Annotated in this window: 17 protein-coding genes and 1 tRNA gene; 11 read left to right on the top strand and 7 right to left on the bottom strand. The window is 62.9% G+C overall.

Translation table 11 applies throughout. The features are described from left to right. Positions 1-16 precede the first annotated feature (16 nt). The 4 genes from AC6JA3_RS06385 to AC6JA3_RS06400 form a co-directional block, all read right to left on the bottom strand. On the bottom strand, positions 17-1,042 hold the full coding sequence (locus tag AC6JA3_RS06385; protein WP_026539790.1) for a 6-phosphofructokinase: 1,026 nt from the start codon (positions 1,040-1,042) through the stop codon (positions 17-19). 193 nt (positions 1,043-1,235) lie between these two features. Further along, positions 1,236-1,484 (bottom strand): PspC domain-containing protein, encoded by a 249-nt coding sequence (locus AC6JA3_RS06390; RefSeq protein WP_026539791.1) that lies wholly within the window; start codon positions 1,482-1,484, stop codon positions 1,236-1,238. Between the two features lie 31 nt (positions 1,485-1,515). Beyond that, positions 1,516-1,917, bottom strand: a complete 402-nt coding sequence (locus tag AC6JA3_RS06395; protein WP_497920003.1) for a hypothetical protein — start codon at positions 1,915-1,917, stop codon at positions 1,516-1,518. A gap of 1 nt (position 1,918) precedes the next feature. Next, entirely contained in the window at positions 1,919-3,508 is a 1,590-nt protein-coding gene (locus AC6JA3_RS06400) for a PspC domain-containing protein (protein ID WP_497920004.1), read from the bottom strand. A 125-nt stretch (positions 3,509-3,633) separates the two neighbouring features. Here AC6JA3_RS06400 and AC6JA3_RS06405 point away from each other — a divergent pair, with 125 nt between their 5' ends. Beyond that, positions 3,634-5,427 (top strand): ATP-binding protein, encoded by a 1,794-nt coding sequence (locus tag AC6JA3_RS06405; RefSeq protein ID WP_497920006.1) that lies wholly within the window; start codon positions 3,634-3,636, stop codon positions 5,425-5,427. Continuing rightward, positions 5,424-6,098: a LuxR C-terminal-related transcriptional regulator gene (locus AC6JA3_RS06410; RefSeq protein WP_026539794.1), complete on the top strand. Its 675-nt coding sequence runs from the start codon at positions 5,424-5,426 to the stop codon at positions 6,096-6,098. Before AC6JA3_RS06405 ends, AC6JA3_RS06410 begins: the two co-directional genes overlap by 4 nt. A gap of 365 nt (positions 6,099-6,463) precedes the next feature. Here AC6JA3_RS06410 and AC6JA3_RS06415 read toward each other — a convergent pair whose 3' ends face one another. Continuing rightward, a complete protein-coding gene (locus AC6JA3_RS06415) occupies positions 6,464-7,693 on the bottom strand; it encodes a pyridoxal phosphate-dependent aminotransferase (RefSeq protein WP_026539795.1) in 1,230 nt (409 codons plus the stop codon). A 252-nt stretch (positions 7,694-7,945) separates the two neighbouring features. Between AC6JA3_RS06415 and AC6JA3_RS06420 the strand changes: the two genes are divergently transcribed. The 9 genes from AC6JA3_RS06420 to rplL all read left to right on the top strand — a co-directional run bounded on the left by AC6JA3_RS06420 (position 7,946) and on the right by rplL (position 14,484). Continuing rightward, positions 7,946-8,018, top strand: a tRNA-Trp gene (locus AC6JA3_RS06420). Positions 8,019-8,098: 80 nt separating this feature from the next. Then, complete coding sequence (secE, locus tag AC6JA3_RS06425) at positions 8,099-8,380, top strand: preprotein translocase subunit SecE (protein WP_024817604.1); 282 nt, start codon at positions 8,099-8,101, stop codon at positions 8,378-8,380. 114 nt (positions 8,381-8,494) lie between these two features. Beyond that, positions 8,495-9,349 carry a transcription termination/antitermination protein NusG gene (nusG, locus tag AC6JA3_RS06430; protein WP_026539796.1) on the top strand — a complete coding sequence of 285 codons (855 nt, stop codon included), beginning with the start codon at positions 8,495-8,497 and terminating at the stop codon, positions 9,347-9,349. A 130-nt stretch (positions 9,350-9,479) separates the two neighbouring features. Further along, on the top strand, positions 9,480-9,911 hold the full coding sequence (rplK, locus tag AC6JA3_RS06435) for a 50S ribosomal protein L11 (protein ID WP_011775609.1): 432 nt from the start codon (positions 9,480-9,482) through the stop codon (positions 9,909-9,911). 132 nt (positions 9,912-10,043) lie between these two features. Further along, positions 10,044-10,751, top strand: a complete 708-nt coding sequence (gene rplA, locus AC6JA3_RS06440) for a 50S ribosomal protein L1 (RefSeq protein ID WP_026539797.1) — start codon at positions 10,044-10,046, stop codon at positions 10,749-10,751. A gap of 120 nt (positions 10,752-10,871) precedes the next feature. Then, on the top strand, positions 10,872-11,978 hold the full coding sequence (locus tag AC6JA3_RS06445) for a GNAT family N-acetyltransferase (protein WP_497920007.1): 1,107 nt from the start codon (positions 10,872-10,874) through the stop codon (positions 11,976-11,978). Further along, positions 11,957-13,126 (top strand): GNAT family N-acetyltransferase, encoded by a 1,170-nt coding sequence (locus AC6JA3_RS06450; RefSeq protein WP_081733226.1) that lies wholly within the window; start codon positions 11,957-11,959, stop codon positions 13,124-13,126. Before AC6JA3_RS06445 ends, AC6JA3_RS06450 begins: the two co-directional genes overlap by 22 nt. Positions 13,127-13,427: 301 nt before the next feature. Continuing rightward, positions 13,428-14,030 (top strand): 50S ribosomal protein L10, encoded by a 603-nt coding sequence (gene rplJ, locus AC6JA3_RS06455; protein ID WP_026539800.1) that lies wholly within the window; start codon positions 13,428-13,430, stop codon positions 14,028-14,030. Between the two features lie 76 nt (positions 14,031-14,106). Beyond that, positions 14,107-14,484, top strand: a complete 378-nt coding sequence (rplL, locus tag AC6JA3_RS06460) for a 50S ribosomal protein L7/L12 (protein WP_011775604.1) — start codon at positions 14,107-14,109, stop codon at positions 14,482-14,484. A gap of 133 nt (positions 14,485-14,617) precedes the next feature. On the opposite strand, the gene AC6JA3_RS06465 is transcribed toward rplL, so the two are convergent. Continuing rightward, the gene (locus tag AC6JA3_RS06465) at positions 14,618-15,103 is read right to left on the bottom strand and encodes an aminoacyl-tRNA deacylase (protein WP_497920008.1); all 486 of its coding nucleotides are present in this window, start codon (positions 15,101-15,103) and stop codon (positions 14,618-14,620) included. Between the two features lie 47 nt (positions 15,104-15,150). After that, positions 15,151-16,350, bottom strand: a complete 1,200-nt coding sequence (locus AC6JA3_RS06470) for an acetyl-CoA C-acetyltransferase (protein ID WP_497920009.1) — start codon at positions 16,348-16,350, stop codon at positions 15,151-15,153. Positions 16,351-16,752 lie beyond the last annotated feature (402 nt).

The raw sequence follows: 16,752 nt of genomic DNA on the forward strand, positions 1-16,752 counted from the left end.
GATTCAGCCTAGCCGACTAGCCGAAAAGCACTGACGCTTCGTCGTAGCGGTGCTGGGGCACGGTCTTGAGCTTGCCCAGGGCTTCCTCGAAGCCCACGTGGGAAATGTCCGTGCCCTTGAGGGCCACCATGGTGCCCCAGCGTCCGTCCACAACGGAGTCAATCGCTGCCATGCCGAGGCGGGTTGCCAGCACACGGTCGTAGGCGGTGGGGACACCGCCGCGCTGGATGTGGCCGAGGATTGTTGCGCGGGTTTCAATGCCGGTGCGGGCCTCAATCTCGGGGGCCAGCTGGTCAGCGATGCCACCAAGCCGCGGCCGCCCAAAGGTGTCCAGGCCGCGTTCGGAGTGCGGGGACTCCATGTGCTCGGGTACGAAGCCCTCGGCAACCACCACCAGCGGTGCACGGCCACGGTCGTGGGCTTCCTGGACCCATTCGGTGATTTCCTCGATGCTGACCTTCTGCTCCGGGATCAGGATGGCGTGCGCACCGGAAGCCATGCCCGAGTGGAGGGCGATCCAGCCAACGTGGCGTCCCATGACTTCGGCAATCATGCAACGGTGGTGCGATTCGCCCGTGGTGCGGAGGCGATCTATGGCCTCGGTGGCGATCTGAACTGCGGTGTCGAAGCCGAAGGTGTAGTCGGTGGCATCGAGGTCGTTGTCCACGGTCTTGGGGACGCCGACAATCTTCAGGCCGGCGTCGGTCAGGCGTTTCGCCGCAGCCAGTGTGCCCTCGCCGCCGATGGCGATGATGGCGTCGATGCCCAGGCGTTCCATGTGGGCTTTGATGACGTCCGGTCCGCCGCCGTTTTCGAACGGGTTGGTGCGGGACGTGCCCAGGATGGTGCCGCCCTGCTTGGCGATGCCGCGGACCATGGTGCGGGGGATGTCAATGACATCACCTTCCACAACACCACGCCAGCCGTCACGGAAACCCACAAATTCCTGGCCGTGGATGGCGATGCCCTTCAGGACTGCACCCCGGATTACTGCGTTGAGACCGGGGCAGTCGCCACCGCTGGTAAGAATGCCAATTTTCATGTTTGCTCACTCATGGCTTGGAGGAATACGTGCAGAGCGCCACGCTGAGCTCCCCATGATTGTAGACGGGCATGTGGGGTGGGACACAAACGGTTACTTTTGAACCCGCCGGTGCGGTATTGGAAACATCGCCGAAAACGAAGGAAGCGCCCCGCCGGTCGACGGGGCGCTTCACAGGCTTTGTGACCGGCAGCTACCGGGAACGTTGGCTGATAAACGATTCCAGGGCGATCTTGTTGTTCTGGTCCGGCAGGAGCAGCCAGCCCAGGATGTAGACCACGAAGGCAGGGCCGGGCAGCAGGCAGAAAAGCAGGAATGCTACCCGCACATATGCCACGTCCACCCTGAGTTTGGCAGCGATTCCTCCGCAGATGCCGCCCAGCCAGCGCTGCGGTCCACGCTTCAGGCCGAAGCCCCTGACGATGCTGAAGAACTTGTCCATGGCTACAGACTTCCCTGTTGTGGTTGCTTTGTCACTTCGTAGTGGTCACTTTTTTTGAACCCTTGCGGGCCGAGAGGAGTCCTCCGACCACCAGGGCCGCTCCTGCACCGATCATCAGGCCGATCAGCACGTACGTGCCGTTCAGTGTCACCCAGCCAAGCGTTGAGATGACGATCAGGGCAGCGAGCGCTATCACGATCAGCCCCCACACCACGGTGCCGATCCGGGCCTGCCGGGGCTCGTCGTCCTCTGCAGGCTTCACCTGGAAGCTTCGCTCCAACGGTGGCGTGAGCGGGATTTCCTGGAGTCGCGGTTTGGGCAAGGCCTGTGTGGGACGGGTTTCCTTCGGCAGGGACTCCGTGGGGGTCGTCTCCCGCGGCAGGGGTGCTGTGGGCTGGGTGTCGTCGCCTTTGCCGGATTCGTTGGTGCTCATGTCAGTTTCCTTCCTGGATGGTCACGTTGCTGAACGTGCCGTCGATTTCCACCACGAGGTTGGCGCCGGGCTTTCCTGTGTTGTAGAGCGTCCGCTCGTCCTGGAACCGGCCGCCGCGGTCCGAGCCGCGTTCGTTGAGATTGCCGAACGTCATGTCTGCCCTGACTTCAACGGGAACGTCGTCGGGAATGATCACCGTGACGTTGCTGGCCGTTGCGTCCACGGGGATCTGGACTTCAGTGACAAGCGGGGGATTCAAGGTGATATTGCTCAGGTCCAACACCCCTTGGGCACCGGTGACATTGATGCCCAGCCGGGCCTGGTCCAGGCTGGTGGGCGCCCAGTTCACGTCGTGGAAGGTAAAGCGGTCCCCGTCCCGGGGTACCACGTTGAAGATTCCGCCGATGATCAGGGCAACGACTGCGAGGAATCCAAGGAAACCCGAAGTCCTGCCCCGGAGCCCTGCAACCAGGATGCCCAGGCCGAGGACTGCGGCGCCGGTGGCCCACACCACGGCGTTGGCGGAGTTGCCCAAGTCAATGACGTTGCCGGCGTCGAGGGCTTTCAACGTACCGCCTGCCAGTAACGCAGCACCGGCGGAGACTGCCACGATCGCAGCCCCGGGGCCCTTGCGCTTGGGGGCGGCAGGCTTGGGCTGCCAATCCTGCGGGCCGCTGGGGCCTTGCGGCGGGCGGGGGCCGGAGGCATTGGACTGGCTGCGCGGCCCTGCAGGGGCGTAGGCAGCTGAGGGGGTGTAGGGGCCGGGGCCAGCCGGAGTGTACGGGCCCGTCGACGGCCCGGCGCCGGCACCATGTCCGTGGTGTTTGGTCCCGGGTTGGCCGGGGCCGTAGACAGGGACGCCGGTGTTGGCTGCGGCCGGGGCTCCATAGGCCGTAGAGGAACCGTAGGTGCCCGCCGGCCCATAGGCGGCCGGTGATCCGGCGGTGCTTCCGTAGGCAGTGCTTCCGTAGGCGGTGCTGCCAGGTGCCGCAGGGTAGTTCTGCTGGCTCGTGGATGGTGTCGGGCTGCCCTTGGCCGTCTTGTTGCGTTGGACCAGGAAGTAGATGAGGTAGAAGATGCCGCCCATCCAGAACAGCGTCCAGAAGAGACCGGGCAGTCCGTCCCAGCCCCAGCCCCAGAATCCGCGGCCCAGGCTTGGAAGCCCGATGATCGTAGTGATCAACGCGCCTGTCATGCCCCCGGACCAGCGGCCCGCGGCGGCTTCCTGGACGTGGATGCGCCCGTCAGGCTCAGGCAGCAGCGCCCAGGCGATGCCGTAAAGCAGCACGCCCACGCCGGCGAAGACCGCCAAAACGATGAAGATGCCCCTGACAATCAGGGGGTCGATGCCGAAACGGTGGGCAACACCGCTTGCGACGCCGCCAATCCAACGGTCCGGTCCGCGGCGGATGCCCTGGTTGCGGATCCAGTCGAAGAAGTTCTCCTGGGACGTTGCCGGGGCGGCGCCGGCCGGCGGGTAGCTGCCGGTTGCGGGACCTGTGCCCGCGGAAGTGCCGGCGGCGGGCTCATGCTGTGAGCCGGGGGTGCCTGGTGTTCCGGGTTCCTCTGGATTCATGCTGTTCGCGTTCATACTTCGATCCTGCCGTCCGGCCCGTCCTTCCCTCTACTGGGGGATACCCTGAATGATCCCTGAGTGGCCCCCGAACAACGCTGGTTTCCGGTCCGGGTCACCCTGATCCGTGTTTGGATTGGTACATGAGAACCGCTGTACAACGCCCCGTGCTGGTCCGCAGCAGCGACCGCATGATTGCCGGCGTCTGCAGTGGCCTGGCCGATCATTTGGGCTGGCCGGTCAAGTTTGTCCGGCTTGGCATGATCCTGGCGTGTTTCGCCGGGGGCGCAGGCGTGGCCTTTTATGCGTGGCTGTGGACCATGGTTCCTACCGCGGACGAGAACGCCAAGCGCAATGCCCGCCGCCCGGCGTCGCCCATTGCTCCTGCCGTGAGCCTGCCGCCCGCCGGTGGAACACTGAATGCAGCTGGTAAGGCAGTTGGGTTCCCGCCGGGCGCGGTAAGCACCCAGGCTGCCAACGCGTACGACGCCGGACACTCACCGTCGGCGTCCGGAGCACCTCCGGTCTCCGGTCCTGTCGGTGGTCCTGTTCCTGTCGGTGGTCCTGTTCCTGTCGGTGGTCCTGTCGGCGGGCCTGTTCCGGTCCGTGGGCCGTTTCCACAGGTGGGCGCCGGGACTCCTGGCTTGGGTGGTTCCGCCACGGGCCACGAGCCATTCATTGAAGCAGCTGGCAATTCGGGACCCGACGGCTTGGGATCCAGTGGTTCGGTATTCGGCGGCCTGGGCTCCGGCGTCGGTTCCGTTCCGGCGGGTGGCGCGGTTTCGGCCGATGAGCGCGCAGGATTCGGCAGTCCTTCGGCCGCTTGGGACTGGGCAGGCAGAAGCGGCGAGGGCACTTGGTCGTCATGGTTTTCCACGCGGCGCGTCCCGTACGGCAAGGAAATCCTGTTGGGCGCAGCCCTGCTCCTGGTGGCCGCTATCCTGATCGCACGCCAGTTCGGCGTCGAGGTTCCATTGGGGACCCTGATACCAGCAGCAGCTATCCTGGGCGGCGCGGCCATCGCATGGATGCAGCTGGATGAAACCCGCCGGGCCGGCCTGGTGGACAAGACGAAGGCCGATCAGGCCGGCGGCTGGGTCCGGCTGGCGGCCGGCTTGGCGCTGGTGGTGGCCGGTGTCCTGGTCATGGTGTCGGGCTCGGGCTCGTGGGAACAGACGTGGCTTGCATTGCTTGCCTCGGTAGCAGTCCTCGGCGGCGTGGCCTTGGTGCTGCTTCCCTGGGGACTGAAGTTTTGGAAGGACCTGGAGACAGAACGGGCCGGCCGCATCCGTGAGACAGAGCGCGCCGAGATCGCAGCCCACCTGCACGATTCCGTGCTGCAGACACTGGCCCTGATTCAGCGCAGGGCCGGATCCGAACAGGATGTGGTGCGGCTTGCCAGGGCGCAGGAACGTGAACTCCGGTCCTGGCTGTTCAGTGATCCCGCCAAGGAATCCGGCCTTCTGGCCGACCGCATCAAAGCCGTTGCAGCGGAAGTCGAAGACTCCCAAGGCCACGCGGTGGAGGTCGTGGCGGTAGGTGACACCACCATGACCGAACGGCACGAGGCCATGGTCCAGGCAGCCCGTGAAGCGATGCTCAACGCGGCGCGGCACGGTGGTGGGACAGTATCGGTGTATGTGGAGAGCACGGCGGGCACTACGGAGATCTTCGTCAAGGACCGCGGCCCCGGCTTCGACCTCGATGCTGTTCCGGACGACCGGCTGGGTGTCAAGGAATCCATCATTGGCCGGATGAAGCGGCACGGCGGCACCGCCACCATCAACAGCAGCAGCGACGGCACCGAGGTCCGTCTGGCCCTTCCATCCGCCAATGGCGAGGCGGGCGACCAGCGGAACAGTGAAGCCCGGAACAGTGAAACCCGGAACAGTGAAACCCGGAACAGTGAAACCCGGAATGGAGAAGCGAAAGCATGAGCACCAACCCCCAGAGTGGTCCAGGACGCAGCGTACGGGTGGTGATCGTGGATGACCACACCATTTTCCGGTCGGGGCTGAAAGCCGATCTCGATGCCCGCATGGACGTCGTGGGAGAAGCCGGAACGGTGGAGCAGGCCATTGAGGTGATTGCTGCAACCCGTCCCGAGGTGGTCCTCCTCGACGTCCACCTTCCCGGCGGACTGGGCGGTGGTGGACGCGAGGTCATTGCGGGATCGGCCGCTTTGCTGGGAAACACCAGCTTCCTGGCGCTCAGTGTCTCCGATGCCGCGGAGGACGTAGTCTCCGTGATCCGTGCAGGCGCCCGCGGCTACGTCACCAAGACCATCTCCGGCAAGGAGATTTCCGACGCCGTCATCCGTGTGGCCGACGGTGACGCCGTGTTCTCACCCCGCCTGGCAGGCTTCGTGCTGGACGCGTTCGGCACCGCTCCGGCAGATATCGCGGACGACGAACTGGATAAACTCTCAGCCCGCGAACTCGAAGTCATGCGGCTCATCGCCCGCGGCTACAGCTACAAGGAAGTGGCCAAGGAACTGTTTATTTCCATCAAGACCGTTGAGACGCACGTGTCGGCCGTCCTCAGGAAGCTCCAGCTCTCAAGCCGGCACGAGCTCACCAAGTGGGCCGCCGAACGCCGCCTCCTCTAACCGGACGCCTCCTCCAACGCTCGTTCACATCCCCCGCGGTTTCCCGGGACCCTCGCTCACGTCCCCCGGGGTTCCCGGGACCCTCGCTCACGTCCCCCGGGGTTTTCGGGGATCCTCGCTCACGTCCCCCGGGGTTTTCGGGGACGCTCACTCACGTCCCCCGGGGTTTTCGGGCATCCTCGCTCACGTCCCCCGGGGTTTTTGGGGACCCTCGCTCACTTCCCCCGGGGTTTTTGGGGATCCTCTCTCACGTCCCCCGGGGTTTCTCGGGACCCTCGCTCACTTCCCCCGCCTTAAAAGCAAACGCTCTTCCACCATTCACGGTGGAAGAGCGTTTGCGTTGGCTACTGCCTACTGCCTACTGGCTATTTGGCCTTGCCCAGGAATTCCTGAATACGACGGACACCTTCGGCGAGGTCCTCATCGCCGAGGGCGTAGGACAGCCGGACATAGCCCGAGGGCCCGAAGGCTTCGCCCGGAACAATGGCAACTTCGACTTCGTCAAGGATGAGCGTGGCAAGTTCAGCCGAGGTCTGCGGCCGGACGGGACCGTTGGAGGTCTCGAATTCCTTACCCAAGAGTCCGCGGACGTCCGCGTAGACGTAGAAGGCGCCGGTCGGCGTCGGGCATTCAACGCCTTCAATGGCGTTCAGGCCGGCAACGATCGCTTTGCGGCGGCGGTCGAATGCAACCTTCATTTCATCGACGGCAGTCAGAGGCCCCGTGAGGGCAGCGGCCGCGGCGACCTGCATGATGTTCGAGACGTTGGAGGTGGCGTGCGACTGCAGGTTGGTGGCTGCCTTGATGACATCAGCCGGGCCAATCATCCAGCCCACGCGCCAACCGGTCATGGCATAGGTCTTGGCCACACCGTTGAGGATCACGACTTTGTCGCCCAGTTCCGGGGCTGCGGTGGCGATGGAGGTGAACTCAACGCCGTCGTAGGTCAAGTGCTCGTAGATCTCGTCCGTGACAACCCAAAGACCCTTGGAAGCGGCCCATTTACCGATCTCCGCAACCTGCTCCGGGCTGTACACGGCGCCGGTGGGGTTGGACGGGGAAACGAACAGCAGGATCTTGGTGCGGTCGGTTACAGCAGCTTCAAGCTGTTCGACGGTCACCAGGTATCCCTGTTCCGGTCCGGCGAAAACCTCAACGGGCACACCGCCGGCCAGGCGGATGGCTTCGGGGTAGGTGGTCCAGAACGGGGTGGGAATGATGACCTCGTCTCCCGGATCCACCAAGGTGGCGAAGGTGTTGTAGACGGCTTGCTTGCCACCGTTGGTCACCAGCACCTGGGAAGGGTCAACCTTGTAGCCGGAGTCCCGCAGGGTCTTCTCCGCGATGGCTTTCTTCAGCTCGGGGAGGCCGCCGGCGGGGGAGTAGCGGTGGTACTTCGGCTGGCCGGCAGCTTCAATGGCGGCCTGGACGATGTAATCCGGGGTGGGGAAATCGGGTTCCCCGGCACCGAAGCCGATCACGGGACGGCCCGCGGCCTTCAGTGCCTTGGCCTTGGCGTCAACGGCAAGGGTGGCGGACTCGGCGATGGCGGAGATTCGCTGTGAAATGCGGGCGGTAGTTGTTCCGGCAGACATCTATGTACCGTTCTTCGCAGGCAGCTCGTGGGCTGGATGATGGGATTCGACGTAAACTACCTTATGCTGTTCTGCGGACCTCCCGGGTGCCTGCCGGACTTTGTGACTGATAATGCTGGTCACAGGTTTTTGGGGCTGGGAGGACCGGATTTGGGCCGGTTCGACTATCGCGAAATTCTTGCGTAGACTGGTTCACCGGTGTTGAAAAGCACCACAGGCTGAAGTGCGGCCTGAAACATGGATTCGATCCATAGGGTAGTGGCGCAATTGGTAGCGCAGCGGTCTCCAAAACCGCAGGTTGCAGGTTCGAGTCCTGTCTGCCCTGCGCAAGCTGTCCCGGCGGAAACGCCGGGGCACGCGCAGCAACCATGGCTCTGATCAGAGTCGGGTCAACGACTTTGCAAGGTGAGTGAGGATCAGGTGACCGAAACAGCTGCCAGCAGCTCTAAGGGCCGTCCCGCCAAGAAAGCCGATCGCGGCTTCTTCGCCCGTATTGCTCTCTTCGTCCGCCAGGTCATTGGCGAACTGAAGAAGGTCGTTGCCCCCACCCGCAAGGAACTGATCAATTACACGCTCGTGGTGCTGGTGTTCGTGGCCATCATGATGCTCATCGTCACCCTTCTGGACCTGGCCTTCGGCACGGGAGTCAGCTGGGTCTTTGGTGGGTCAGGCGCTACGGACCGCTAAGCGGATCTGTCCGCAAACTGTGTGGAATTCCTTGGTTATTCAGGAATTGCGCGGGGTTTGCGGAATTGAGCCATTTAAATAGGCATGTTAGGCAATGAGGAAGCAGGAGACCAAGTGTCTGAGCAGGAGCTCGAGGTAAACGAGACTGAGCTGGAAGCAGCCGACGACGCCGCAGCTGAGGCTGTGGAAGAGTCCGAGGTTGATTCTGCTGCGCCCGAATCTGCCGACGCCGACGATTCCGAAGAGGACTTCGAAGCCGACGTGGACGACGAGTCCGATGATGCGTCCGGCGATGTCGCAGATGATGACGACGCTTCGGAAGAGTCCGACGGCGACGACCTCGCAGCCGCTGCTGCTGCAGCGCCCGCTGACCCGGCTGAAGAATTCAAGGCCAAGCTGCGCCGCCAGGAAGGTGACTGGTACGTCATCCACTCCTACGCAGGTTACGAGAACCGCGTAAAGGCCAACCTCGAGACCCGCATCCAGACCCTGGACATGGAAGATTACATCTTCGAAATCCAGGTCCCCATGGAAGAGGTTGTCGAGATCAAGAATGCGCAGCGCAAGGTGATCAACCGCGTTCGCATCCCCGGTTACGTCCTGGTCCGCATGGACCTGACGGACGCCTCCTGGGGCGCCGTTCGCCACACCCCTGGTGTTACCGGCTTCGTGGGCAACGCCCACAACCCCGTTCCGCTGCGCCTTGACGAGGTCTTCTCCATGCTCGCCCCGGTCTTCGAAGAAGAGCAGGCAGAGCAGGGCAAGCCGGTCAACAAGCAGAACCAGGCTCCCGTGGCCGTCGACTTCGAGGTCGGCGAGTCGGTCATCGTCAAGGAGGGCCCGTTCGAGACCCTTCCGGCAACGATCTCCGAGATCAAGCCCGAGTCCCAGACCCTCGTGGTACTGGTCTCGATCTTCGAGCGCGAAACCCCGGTGACGCTCGCATTCAACCAGGTCACCAAGATCTAGCTGATTCCAAAATTTCGCTCCGGTACTGCCTGCTTAGCAGTTCGGGAGCGGCCGGCCGCCTCGCCATGGCGGCCAAAAACCTGGGACGCGCTCCTGTGCCCCAGGAAGCTATTGAGAGAAGGACCCTACATTGGCTCCCAAGAAGAAGGTCACCGGCCTCATCAAGCTGCAGATCCAGGCAGGTGCCGCTAACCCGGCCCCGCCGATCGGTCCTGCGCTTGGCCAGCACGGTGTCAACATCATGGAATTCTGCAAGGCGTACAACGCTGCAACGGAATCCCAGCGCGGAAACGTTATCCCGGTGGAAATCACGGTCTACGAAGACCGTTCCTTCACCTTCATCACCAAGACCCCGCCGGCTGCAGAGCTCATCAAGAAGGCTGCAGGCGTCGCCAAGGGTTCAGCTACCCCGCACACCGTCAAGGTTGCCAAGCTGACCCAGGCACAGGTCGAGGAAATTGCTTCCACCAAGATGGAAGACCTCAACGCCAACGACATCAAGGCTGCTGCCCTGATCATCGCCGGCACCGCCCGCTCCATGGGCATCACCGTAGAAGGCTGATTCCAGCTTTTTACCCGCCGGGCAACCGGCATCTGAAACATTTGAAATGTCGCAGGATCCTTGCCGGATCCACGACTGTGGCAGGGCCCAGCGCGGTCCGCAGACCACAACTGCACAAGGAGAAACAGCAGCATGGCAAAGCGCAGCAAAGCATATGAGGCAGCCGTAGCCAAGATCGAGGCAGACAAGGTCTACGCCCCGATCGAAGCCATCAACCTCGCGAAGGACACCAACCCTTCCAAGTTCGACGCAACCGTTGAGGTCGCTTTCCGCCTGGGCGTTGACCCGCGTAAGGCCGACCAGATGGTCCGTGGCACCGTCAACCTGCCGCACGGCACCGGTAAGACCGCCCGCGTCCTCGTTTTCGCAACCGGTGACAAGGCTGAAGCAGCAATCGCTGCCGGCGCCGACTTCGTTGGTTCCGATGACCTGATCGAAAAGATCGCAGCCGGCTGGACCGACTTCGACGCCGCAGTGGCAACCCCTGACCTCATGGGCAAGGTTGGCCGCCTCGGTAAGGTCCTCGGCCCGCGTAACCTCATGCCGAACCCGAAGACCGGCACGGTTACCCCGGATGTCACCAAGGCTGTCAACGACATCAAGGGTGGCAAGATCGACTTCCGCGTCGACAAGCACTCGAACCTGCACTTCATCATCGGCAAGGTGTCTTTCGACGCCAACAAGCTGGCCGAGAACTACGCAGCAGCACTGGAAGAGGTTCTTCGTTTGAAGCCGTCCGCTTCCAAGGGCCGCTACATCCAGAAGGCTACCGTTGCCACCACGTTCGGTCCGGGCATCACCGTTGACCCGAACGTCACCAAGGTTCTCACCGACGCGTAAGCTTCGGGAGCACTGGCTCTGAGAAAAGGACCGTCCGGCTTAGCCGGGCGGTCCTTTTTCTTGCCCGGATGTTGCCGCCCGCCCTGTTCGCAGCCCAAGGTGGGCCGTAGGCTGTGGTGCGTGTCGTCGTCGAACTCTTCCGGAAATGGCGGGCTGTCCGTCGAACGCATCCGCGTGCCCGACAAGCCCGGCGGAGAATCCCCGGAATTCCAGGCGTTCCATCGACTGAACGTGGAGCATCACATGGAGCTCTGGGGCAACGCTGACCGCTGTGCCACCCTGACGGAGGCAGCCGTCTTCTGGCGCGGGAGTGAATACGAGGAACGGCGGGTGTTTCTGGCGTTTCTCGGTGATGCTGTGGTGGGCAGCGGCACGCTGACGTTGCCATTGAGCGAGAACACGACGACGGCGGGCGTGGACGTCCTTGTCGCCGCACCTTTCCGGCGGCGTGGGTTTGGGTCCGGGATACTCAACGTCCTCGAACAGTTGGCGAAGGACCGCGACCGCATCTCTTTTGACGGCTATTGCGGGGAACCGATCGGGCCGGTGCTGGCGGGCGCAGAGTTGGTGAAGGCTAAATCCGGAACGGGTGGTGTCCCATCGGACAACCCCTCCACGCGTTTTGCCCTTCATCACGGATATTCGCTGGAGCAAGTCGAAACGAACAGCACGTTGGGCCTTCCCGTAGCGGAAACGGTGCTGGGCACGCTGGAAGATGAAGCGATGCCAGGAGCTGCGGGGTATAGCGTCATTACCTGGCAGGACCGGTGCCCCGAGGATCTGGTGAAGGTCTTCGCGCGCCTCAAGAGCCTGATGAGTACGGAAGTGCCCATCGCCGGGTTGGGCTGGGAAGGCGAAGAATGGGATGCCGTACGTGTCCGCCAGGAAGAGTCCACATGGAGTGCAAGCGGCCTTGATTGGGTGGTTGCGGTTGCGCGCCACGATGCCACGGGTGAATTGGCTGCCTATACCGTCCTCACTCACCGTGGGGCGATGCCGGCGGTGGTCTTTCAGGAGGACACACTGGTAGCCCCTGGACACCGTGGGCACCGCTTGGGGATGCTGGTCAAGATCGCCAACCTTCGCCGTGCGATGCAGCTTTGGCCGGACGCCACGTCGGTTATGACATGGAACGCCAATGAAAACCGGCATATGCTGGCCATTAATATCGCCCTGGGATTCAAGCCCTCCGGCGTGGAAGGCGAATGGCAGAAACGGTTGGGATGACTGTAGACGAGGCAAAGACCGTTCATGTCGAGCAGCTGTGGGTGCCTGACACCCTGGACAGCCCCGATGCCGCTGATTTCCTGGACGCCGTGGAAGTGGGCCGGCGGGTAAGGATGGAGACCTGGGGGAGTGACGATCTCGCCTATACCCCGCTGGAGAAACTCCTGGAGTTCTCCGATCCTTATGAGCGCCAGATCATCCTGGTGGCCAAGGTAAACGGAACGATTGTGGGCACCGTGGACATCGCCTTGCCCCTGACGGACAACATGGACCTGGCCGAGTTCACCCTTGACATCCTGCCTGAGCATCAAAGCCAGGGCGTCGGGCGCCAATTGCTCGAGGCTGCGGAGGAGTTGGCCCGGGCGGAGGGCAGGACCATGATCCTGGTGGACACCAACCATCCTGCAACATCCCTGACTGAGGTTCCCGAAGACCAGTTGATCCCTGGAAGCGGTGCAGGCTTTGTGCCGGTCAGCAGCCGGGAAGTGGATTTCGCCAAACGTGCCGGCTATACGCTGCAGCACATTGAGCAGTTCAGCTCCTGCATACTGCCGCTGGATTCCAAACTGGTTGGTGACCTGCAGTTGGAGGCCGAGGAAGCCAACGGTGGCCGTTATGCGCTGCACCACTGGACTGACCGATGCCCGGAACCGTGGCTTGAGGCCGTCGCCGAGTTGGAGAATGCGGCCGGTGAGGTGGTTCGCGACGAGGGGGACGAAGAAGCTCCTGAAGTGGAGGCAAGCGGCATGGTGTTCGACCCCGCCGTCCTTCGCGAAACTGAAGACGCAGCCCTGGCGCAGGGCCGGCGCACGGTGGTCACCGCCGTCGAACATGTCGAGACCGGAAGGCTGGTTGGCCTGACAACCATCAGCGTGCTGGCCCATCGCCAGGACGTGGTGTTCCAGGACGACACCTTGGTCCTCCAGGAACACCGGGGCAACAAGCTGGGCCTGCTGATCAAAGTGGCCAACATGGAGAGGCTCAGCGAGCAGTTCCCGGACGCCCGGGTGATCTACACCTGGAACGCACCGGAGAACCGTTACCTCCTTACGGTGAACAAGCAGTTGGGATTTACGACGGCGGGCGTCACCGGACTCTGGCAAAAGGAACTTCCCGGACGGGGCAAGGACACGACGTCGTCGGACTAGTCCGCCCCCGATTTGGTTTGGGGAACACTCTCCCGTAACCTTGAAGTACCAAAGACCGTCGGTTGATGGGAATCCACTCTTTCGGGCACAGCTCAATTCTGCAGTTGCGCCCGAGGGACCACAGTGAATTCCTTGACGAAGGACCCTGAACATAGGGCGGCCGGCGCAGGTGAACGAAGCAAGTCTCCACGGATTCAGTCTGTGTTGAGCCAAGCCCCGTGCATCTGCGCGGGGCGTTTTTAGTTTTAGCTCTCGTGAGCGGGGACCCGGAAGACCGGCTTTATTCCCCGGAAGGAGGGTTATGACAACGCCTAGCAAGGTTTCCGCTGTTGCGGAGATCACCAACGATTTCAAGGAATCGAACGCGGCTGTCCTGACCGAATACCGCGGGCTCACTGTTGCACAGCTCAAGGAACTGCGTGTTGCGCTCGGCCAGGACACCAAGTTCTCGGTCGTCAAGAACACCCTGAGTGCAATTGCAGCCAAGGAAGCTGGTGTTGATGCATTCAACGATCAGCTCGCCGGCCCTACTGCAATCGCCTTCATCAAGGGTGACGCTGTTGCTGCTGCCAAGAGCCTGACGGACTTTGCCAAGGCCAACAAGCAGCTGGTTATCAAGACCGGCGTCTTCGAAGGCAAGGCATTGGACGCAGCAGGAGTTGCCGCACTGGCAGCCCTCGAGTCCCGCGAACTGCAGCTTGCCCGCGTTGCTGGTGTCCTCAAGGCTCCCGCATCCGCTGCTGCACGCATCATCGACGCCCTGCGCCTCAAGCTTGAAGAAGAGGGCGGCGCATCTGCACCGGCCGCTGAAGAAGCTCCGGCTGAAGAGGCTGCTGTTGAGGCTGCTGCTGAAGAGGTTGCGGCTCCGGCCGAAGCCGCTGAAGCTGCAACCGAAGAGAACTAAGTTCTCCCCCCAATCAAACTCCGGTGCACGGAGCGGCCTGGTCCGCGCCTGTACCAACTAATGGAAGGACGCCACCATGGCGAAGCTCAGCAACGAAGAGCTCATTGAAGCTTTCAAGGAACTGACCATCATCGAGCTCTCCGAGTTCGTCAAGCTCTTCGAAGAGACCTTCGAAGTTACGGCTGCTGCTGTTGCAGTTGCCGGCCCCGCCGCTGGCGGAGCTGCTGAAGCTGCTGAAGAGAAGACCGAATTCGACGTCGTTCTCGAAGCTGCTGGCGACAAGAAGATCGCAGTGATCAAGGAAGTTCGCGCCATCACCTCCCTCGGCCTCAAGGAAGCCAAGGACCTGGTTGACAGCGCACCGAAGGCTGTTCTCGAAGGCGCCACCAAGGAAGCTGCCGAGAAGGCAAAGGCTCAGCTCGAAGAAGCCGGTGCAACGGTTACCCTCAAGTAACTCGTTCCTGCTTGTGGACGCCCCGTCCTCTCCTGCGAAGGAGAAGGCGGGGCTTCCTGCTTTTAACTGCAACGCAGGGTCACTTATTACCCGATAAACCCCCCTTGAGGGGGCCATAAGTGACCCCGCGTGGCTATTGGAGGGGTTCGCTGATGTCCGCCACCACCGCGCCGAGCGCGGCTGTGAGTGCGTCTGCATCCACGAAGGCACTGCGTCCGTGGGCGCCGGCTCCCATGGAGATGCGCCGGCCCGTGATACTGGCGTCCGCGTACACGGGCCACGGCGTCGTGCTGCCGAGCGGTGTGATGGTTCCCCGTTCATAGCCGGTAGCGGCCAGCGCAACGTCAGCATGGGGGAGTGAGAGCTTGTTGACCCCCACCAGTACACGCAGCTTCGGCCAGGAGATCTGGCGGTCCCCTGGAACCAGGGCGAACAGGAAGCTGCCATCGCGGTGCTTGACCACCAGCGACTTCACGATGTCTGCCGGGCTGATGCCCAGGATCCCGGCGGCTTCTTCCAGGCTGCGGGCTGCTGGACGCTCGACGACGTCCACGTCCAGTCCGCGGGCGGCAGCATCGGACAGGAACCGTTCGGCCCCGTCCGTCACAGGATCATTCACGTCGTTTCTCCTCGTCTGCGGTTTGGGACTCAGCCCCGGTTCGATCGTCAGTCGCGGTACAGGAGCAGGGCTTCACCTTGGCCGCCACCGCCGCACAGCGAAACAGCGGCCTTGCCTGTTCCCCTGCGCTTGAGTTCGTGGGCGGCATGCAACGCGAGCCGCGCTCCGGATGCTCCAATGGGGTGGCCCAATGCGATGGCGCCGCCATGGATGTTGCACTTCTCCAGCGGGTAGCGCAGGTCCTTGAGGGACTGGACTGCCACAGAGCCGAAAGCTTCATTGATTTCAATAAAGTCAAGGTCTTCCGCTTCCCAGCCGGCCCTTTTCAGTGCCTGGGCAATGGCATTGGATGGCTGGGAGTGCAGCGAGTTGTCCGGCCCGGCAACCTGGCCGGGCTTGCCGACCACAGCCAGGTAGTCCAGGCCGTTGTCCTCGGCGAAGCGTCGGCTGGTCAGAACCAGCGCGGAGGCTCCGTCGGACAGGGGAGAGGAGTTGCCGGCCGTGATGGTGCCGTCCGTAGCGAATGCGGCCTTGAGCGGGGCCAGGGTCTCCAGCGTGGTGTTGGGCCGGACGCCTTCGTCGGTGCTGAGTACCAGTGGATCACCCTTGCGCTGCTTGACGCTCACCGGAGCAATTTCGACGTCGAACGTTCCGTCGGCGATTGCGGCAGCGGCACGCTGGTGGGAGGCAGCGGTCACTTCGTCCTGGGATTTGCGGTCAATGCCAAGTGTCACGTTCTTGGTTTCCGTGGACAACCCCATCGACTGCCCGTCGAAAGCGTCCGTGAGGCCGTCGTGCGCGGCAACATCCAAGGCCTGGACGGCACCGTATGTCCAGCCTTGGCGGGAACCCGGCAGGAGGTGGGGCGCGCGGGTCATTGATTCCTGACCGCCTGCAACCACCACTGTGGCATCTCCGCTGCGGATCATTCGTGCGGCATCGATGACTGCAGTGAGCCCCGAGAGGCACACCTTATTGATGGTTACTGCGGGGATGTTCCAGCCCACCCCCGCGGCAATGGCGCTCTGGCGGGCCGGGTTCTGGCCGGCTCCTGCCTGGAGGACCTGCCCCATGATCACGGCGTCCACTTGTTCTGCTTTCACGCCGCTGGCCGCGAGGGCCGCGGTGATGGCATGCGCGCCAAGGTCGACGGCGGTGAATCCCGCCAGTTGCCCGTTGAGCCGGCCCTGTGGGGTGCGGGCAGCGGCAAGGATGACAACGTCATTGTCGTCAGCGGAGTTGGTCATGGTCTCTCTTCCGATCCGGGAGTGGTGTTGCAAGGCTATCGCGGGGCGTGCGCCAGCCTACCCTTTCAACGGCTGTGCCCGCTGCTGCATTCCGTGGCCGGCAGGCGGGAACGGTGAGGGATGCGTCGTCGGGACGGGACTGCCTCCTGTACTGACAGTTGGACTGCCTGCCGACGCTGCAGAGTCAGCCGGCTTAGGTGCCTGCAGCAACGGTGCTTGCAATCACGGACGATCTGGGGTAGACAGGAAGGCTGCTTTGCCGTATTGTAGATATTTGCGTCTTCCCTGTTAACCTTCAGCCTTCATATAGCGGTGGGCTTTACCTCTCAGCTGCGCCATTGACGTGCCGTTCCTTAACGTGCATAGCCAATGAGTGGACTGGGTCCGGGTCATATAGCGGAA

This window comes from Arthrobacter sp. TmtSoilC79, assembly GCF_059739405.1.

Excerpts from the sequence above, each read along its gene's own strand:
- rplA (WP_026539797.1), top strand. The coding sequence starts at position 10,044 with ATGGCAAAGCGCAGCAAAGCATATGAGGCAGCCGTAGCCAAGATCGAG.
- AC6JA3_RS06405 (WP_497920006.1), top strand. The coding sequence starts at position 3,634 with ATGAGAACCGCTGTACAACGCCCCGTGCTGGTCCGCAGCAGCGACCGC.
- AC6JA3_RS06450 (WP_081733226.1), top strand. The coding sequence starts at position 11,957 with ATGGCAGAAACGGTTGGGATGACTGTAGACGAGGCAAAGACCGTTCAT.
- AC6JA3_RS06385 (WP_026539790.1), bottom strand. The coding sequence starts at position 1,042 with ATGAAAATTGGCATTCTTACCAGCGGTGGCGACTGCCCCGGTCTCAAC.
- rplJ (WP_026539800.1), top strand. The coding sequence starts at position 13,428 with ATGACAACGCCTAGCAAGGTTTCCGCTGTTGCGGAGATCACCAACGAT.
- AC6JA3_RS06400 (WP_497920004.1), bottom strand. The coding sequence starts at position 3,508 with ATGAACGCGAACAGCATGAATCCAGAGGAACCCGGAACACCAGGCACC.
- AC6JA3_RS06395 (WP_497920003.1), bottom strand. The coding sequence starts at position 1,917 with ATGAGCACCAACGAATCCGGCAAAGGCGACGACACCCAGCCCACAGCA.
- AC6JA3_RS06470 (WP_497920009.1), bottom strand. The coding sequence starts at position 16,350 with ATGACCAACTCCGCTGACGACAATGACGTTGTCATCCTTGCCGCTGCC.
- AC6JA3_RS06390 (WP_026539791.1), bottom strand. The coding sequence starts at position 1,484 with ATGGACAAGTTCTTCAGCATCGTCAGGGGCTTCGGCCTGAAGCGTGGA.
- rplL (WP_011775604.1), top strand. The coding sequence starts at position 14,107 with ATGGCGAAGCTCAGCAACGAAGAGCTCATTGAAGCTTTCAAGGAACTG.
- AC6JA3_RS06415 (WP_026539795.1), bottom strand. The coding sequence starts at position 7,693 with ATGTCTGCCGGAACAACTACCGCCCGCATTTCACAGCGAATCTCCGCC.
- AC6JA3_RS06410 (WP_026539794.1), top strand. The coding sequence starts at position 5,424 with ATGAGCACCAACCCCCAGAGTGGTCCAGGACGCAGCGTACGGGTGGTG.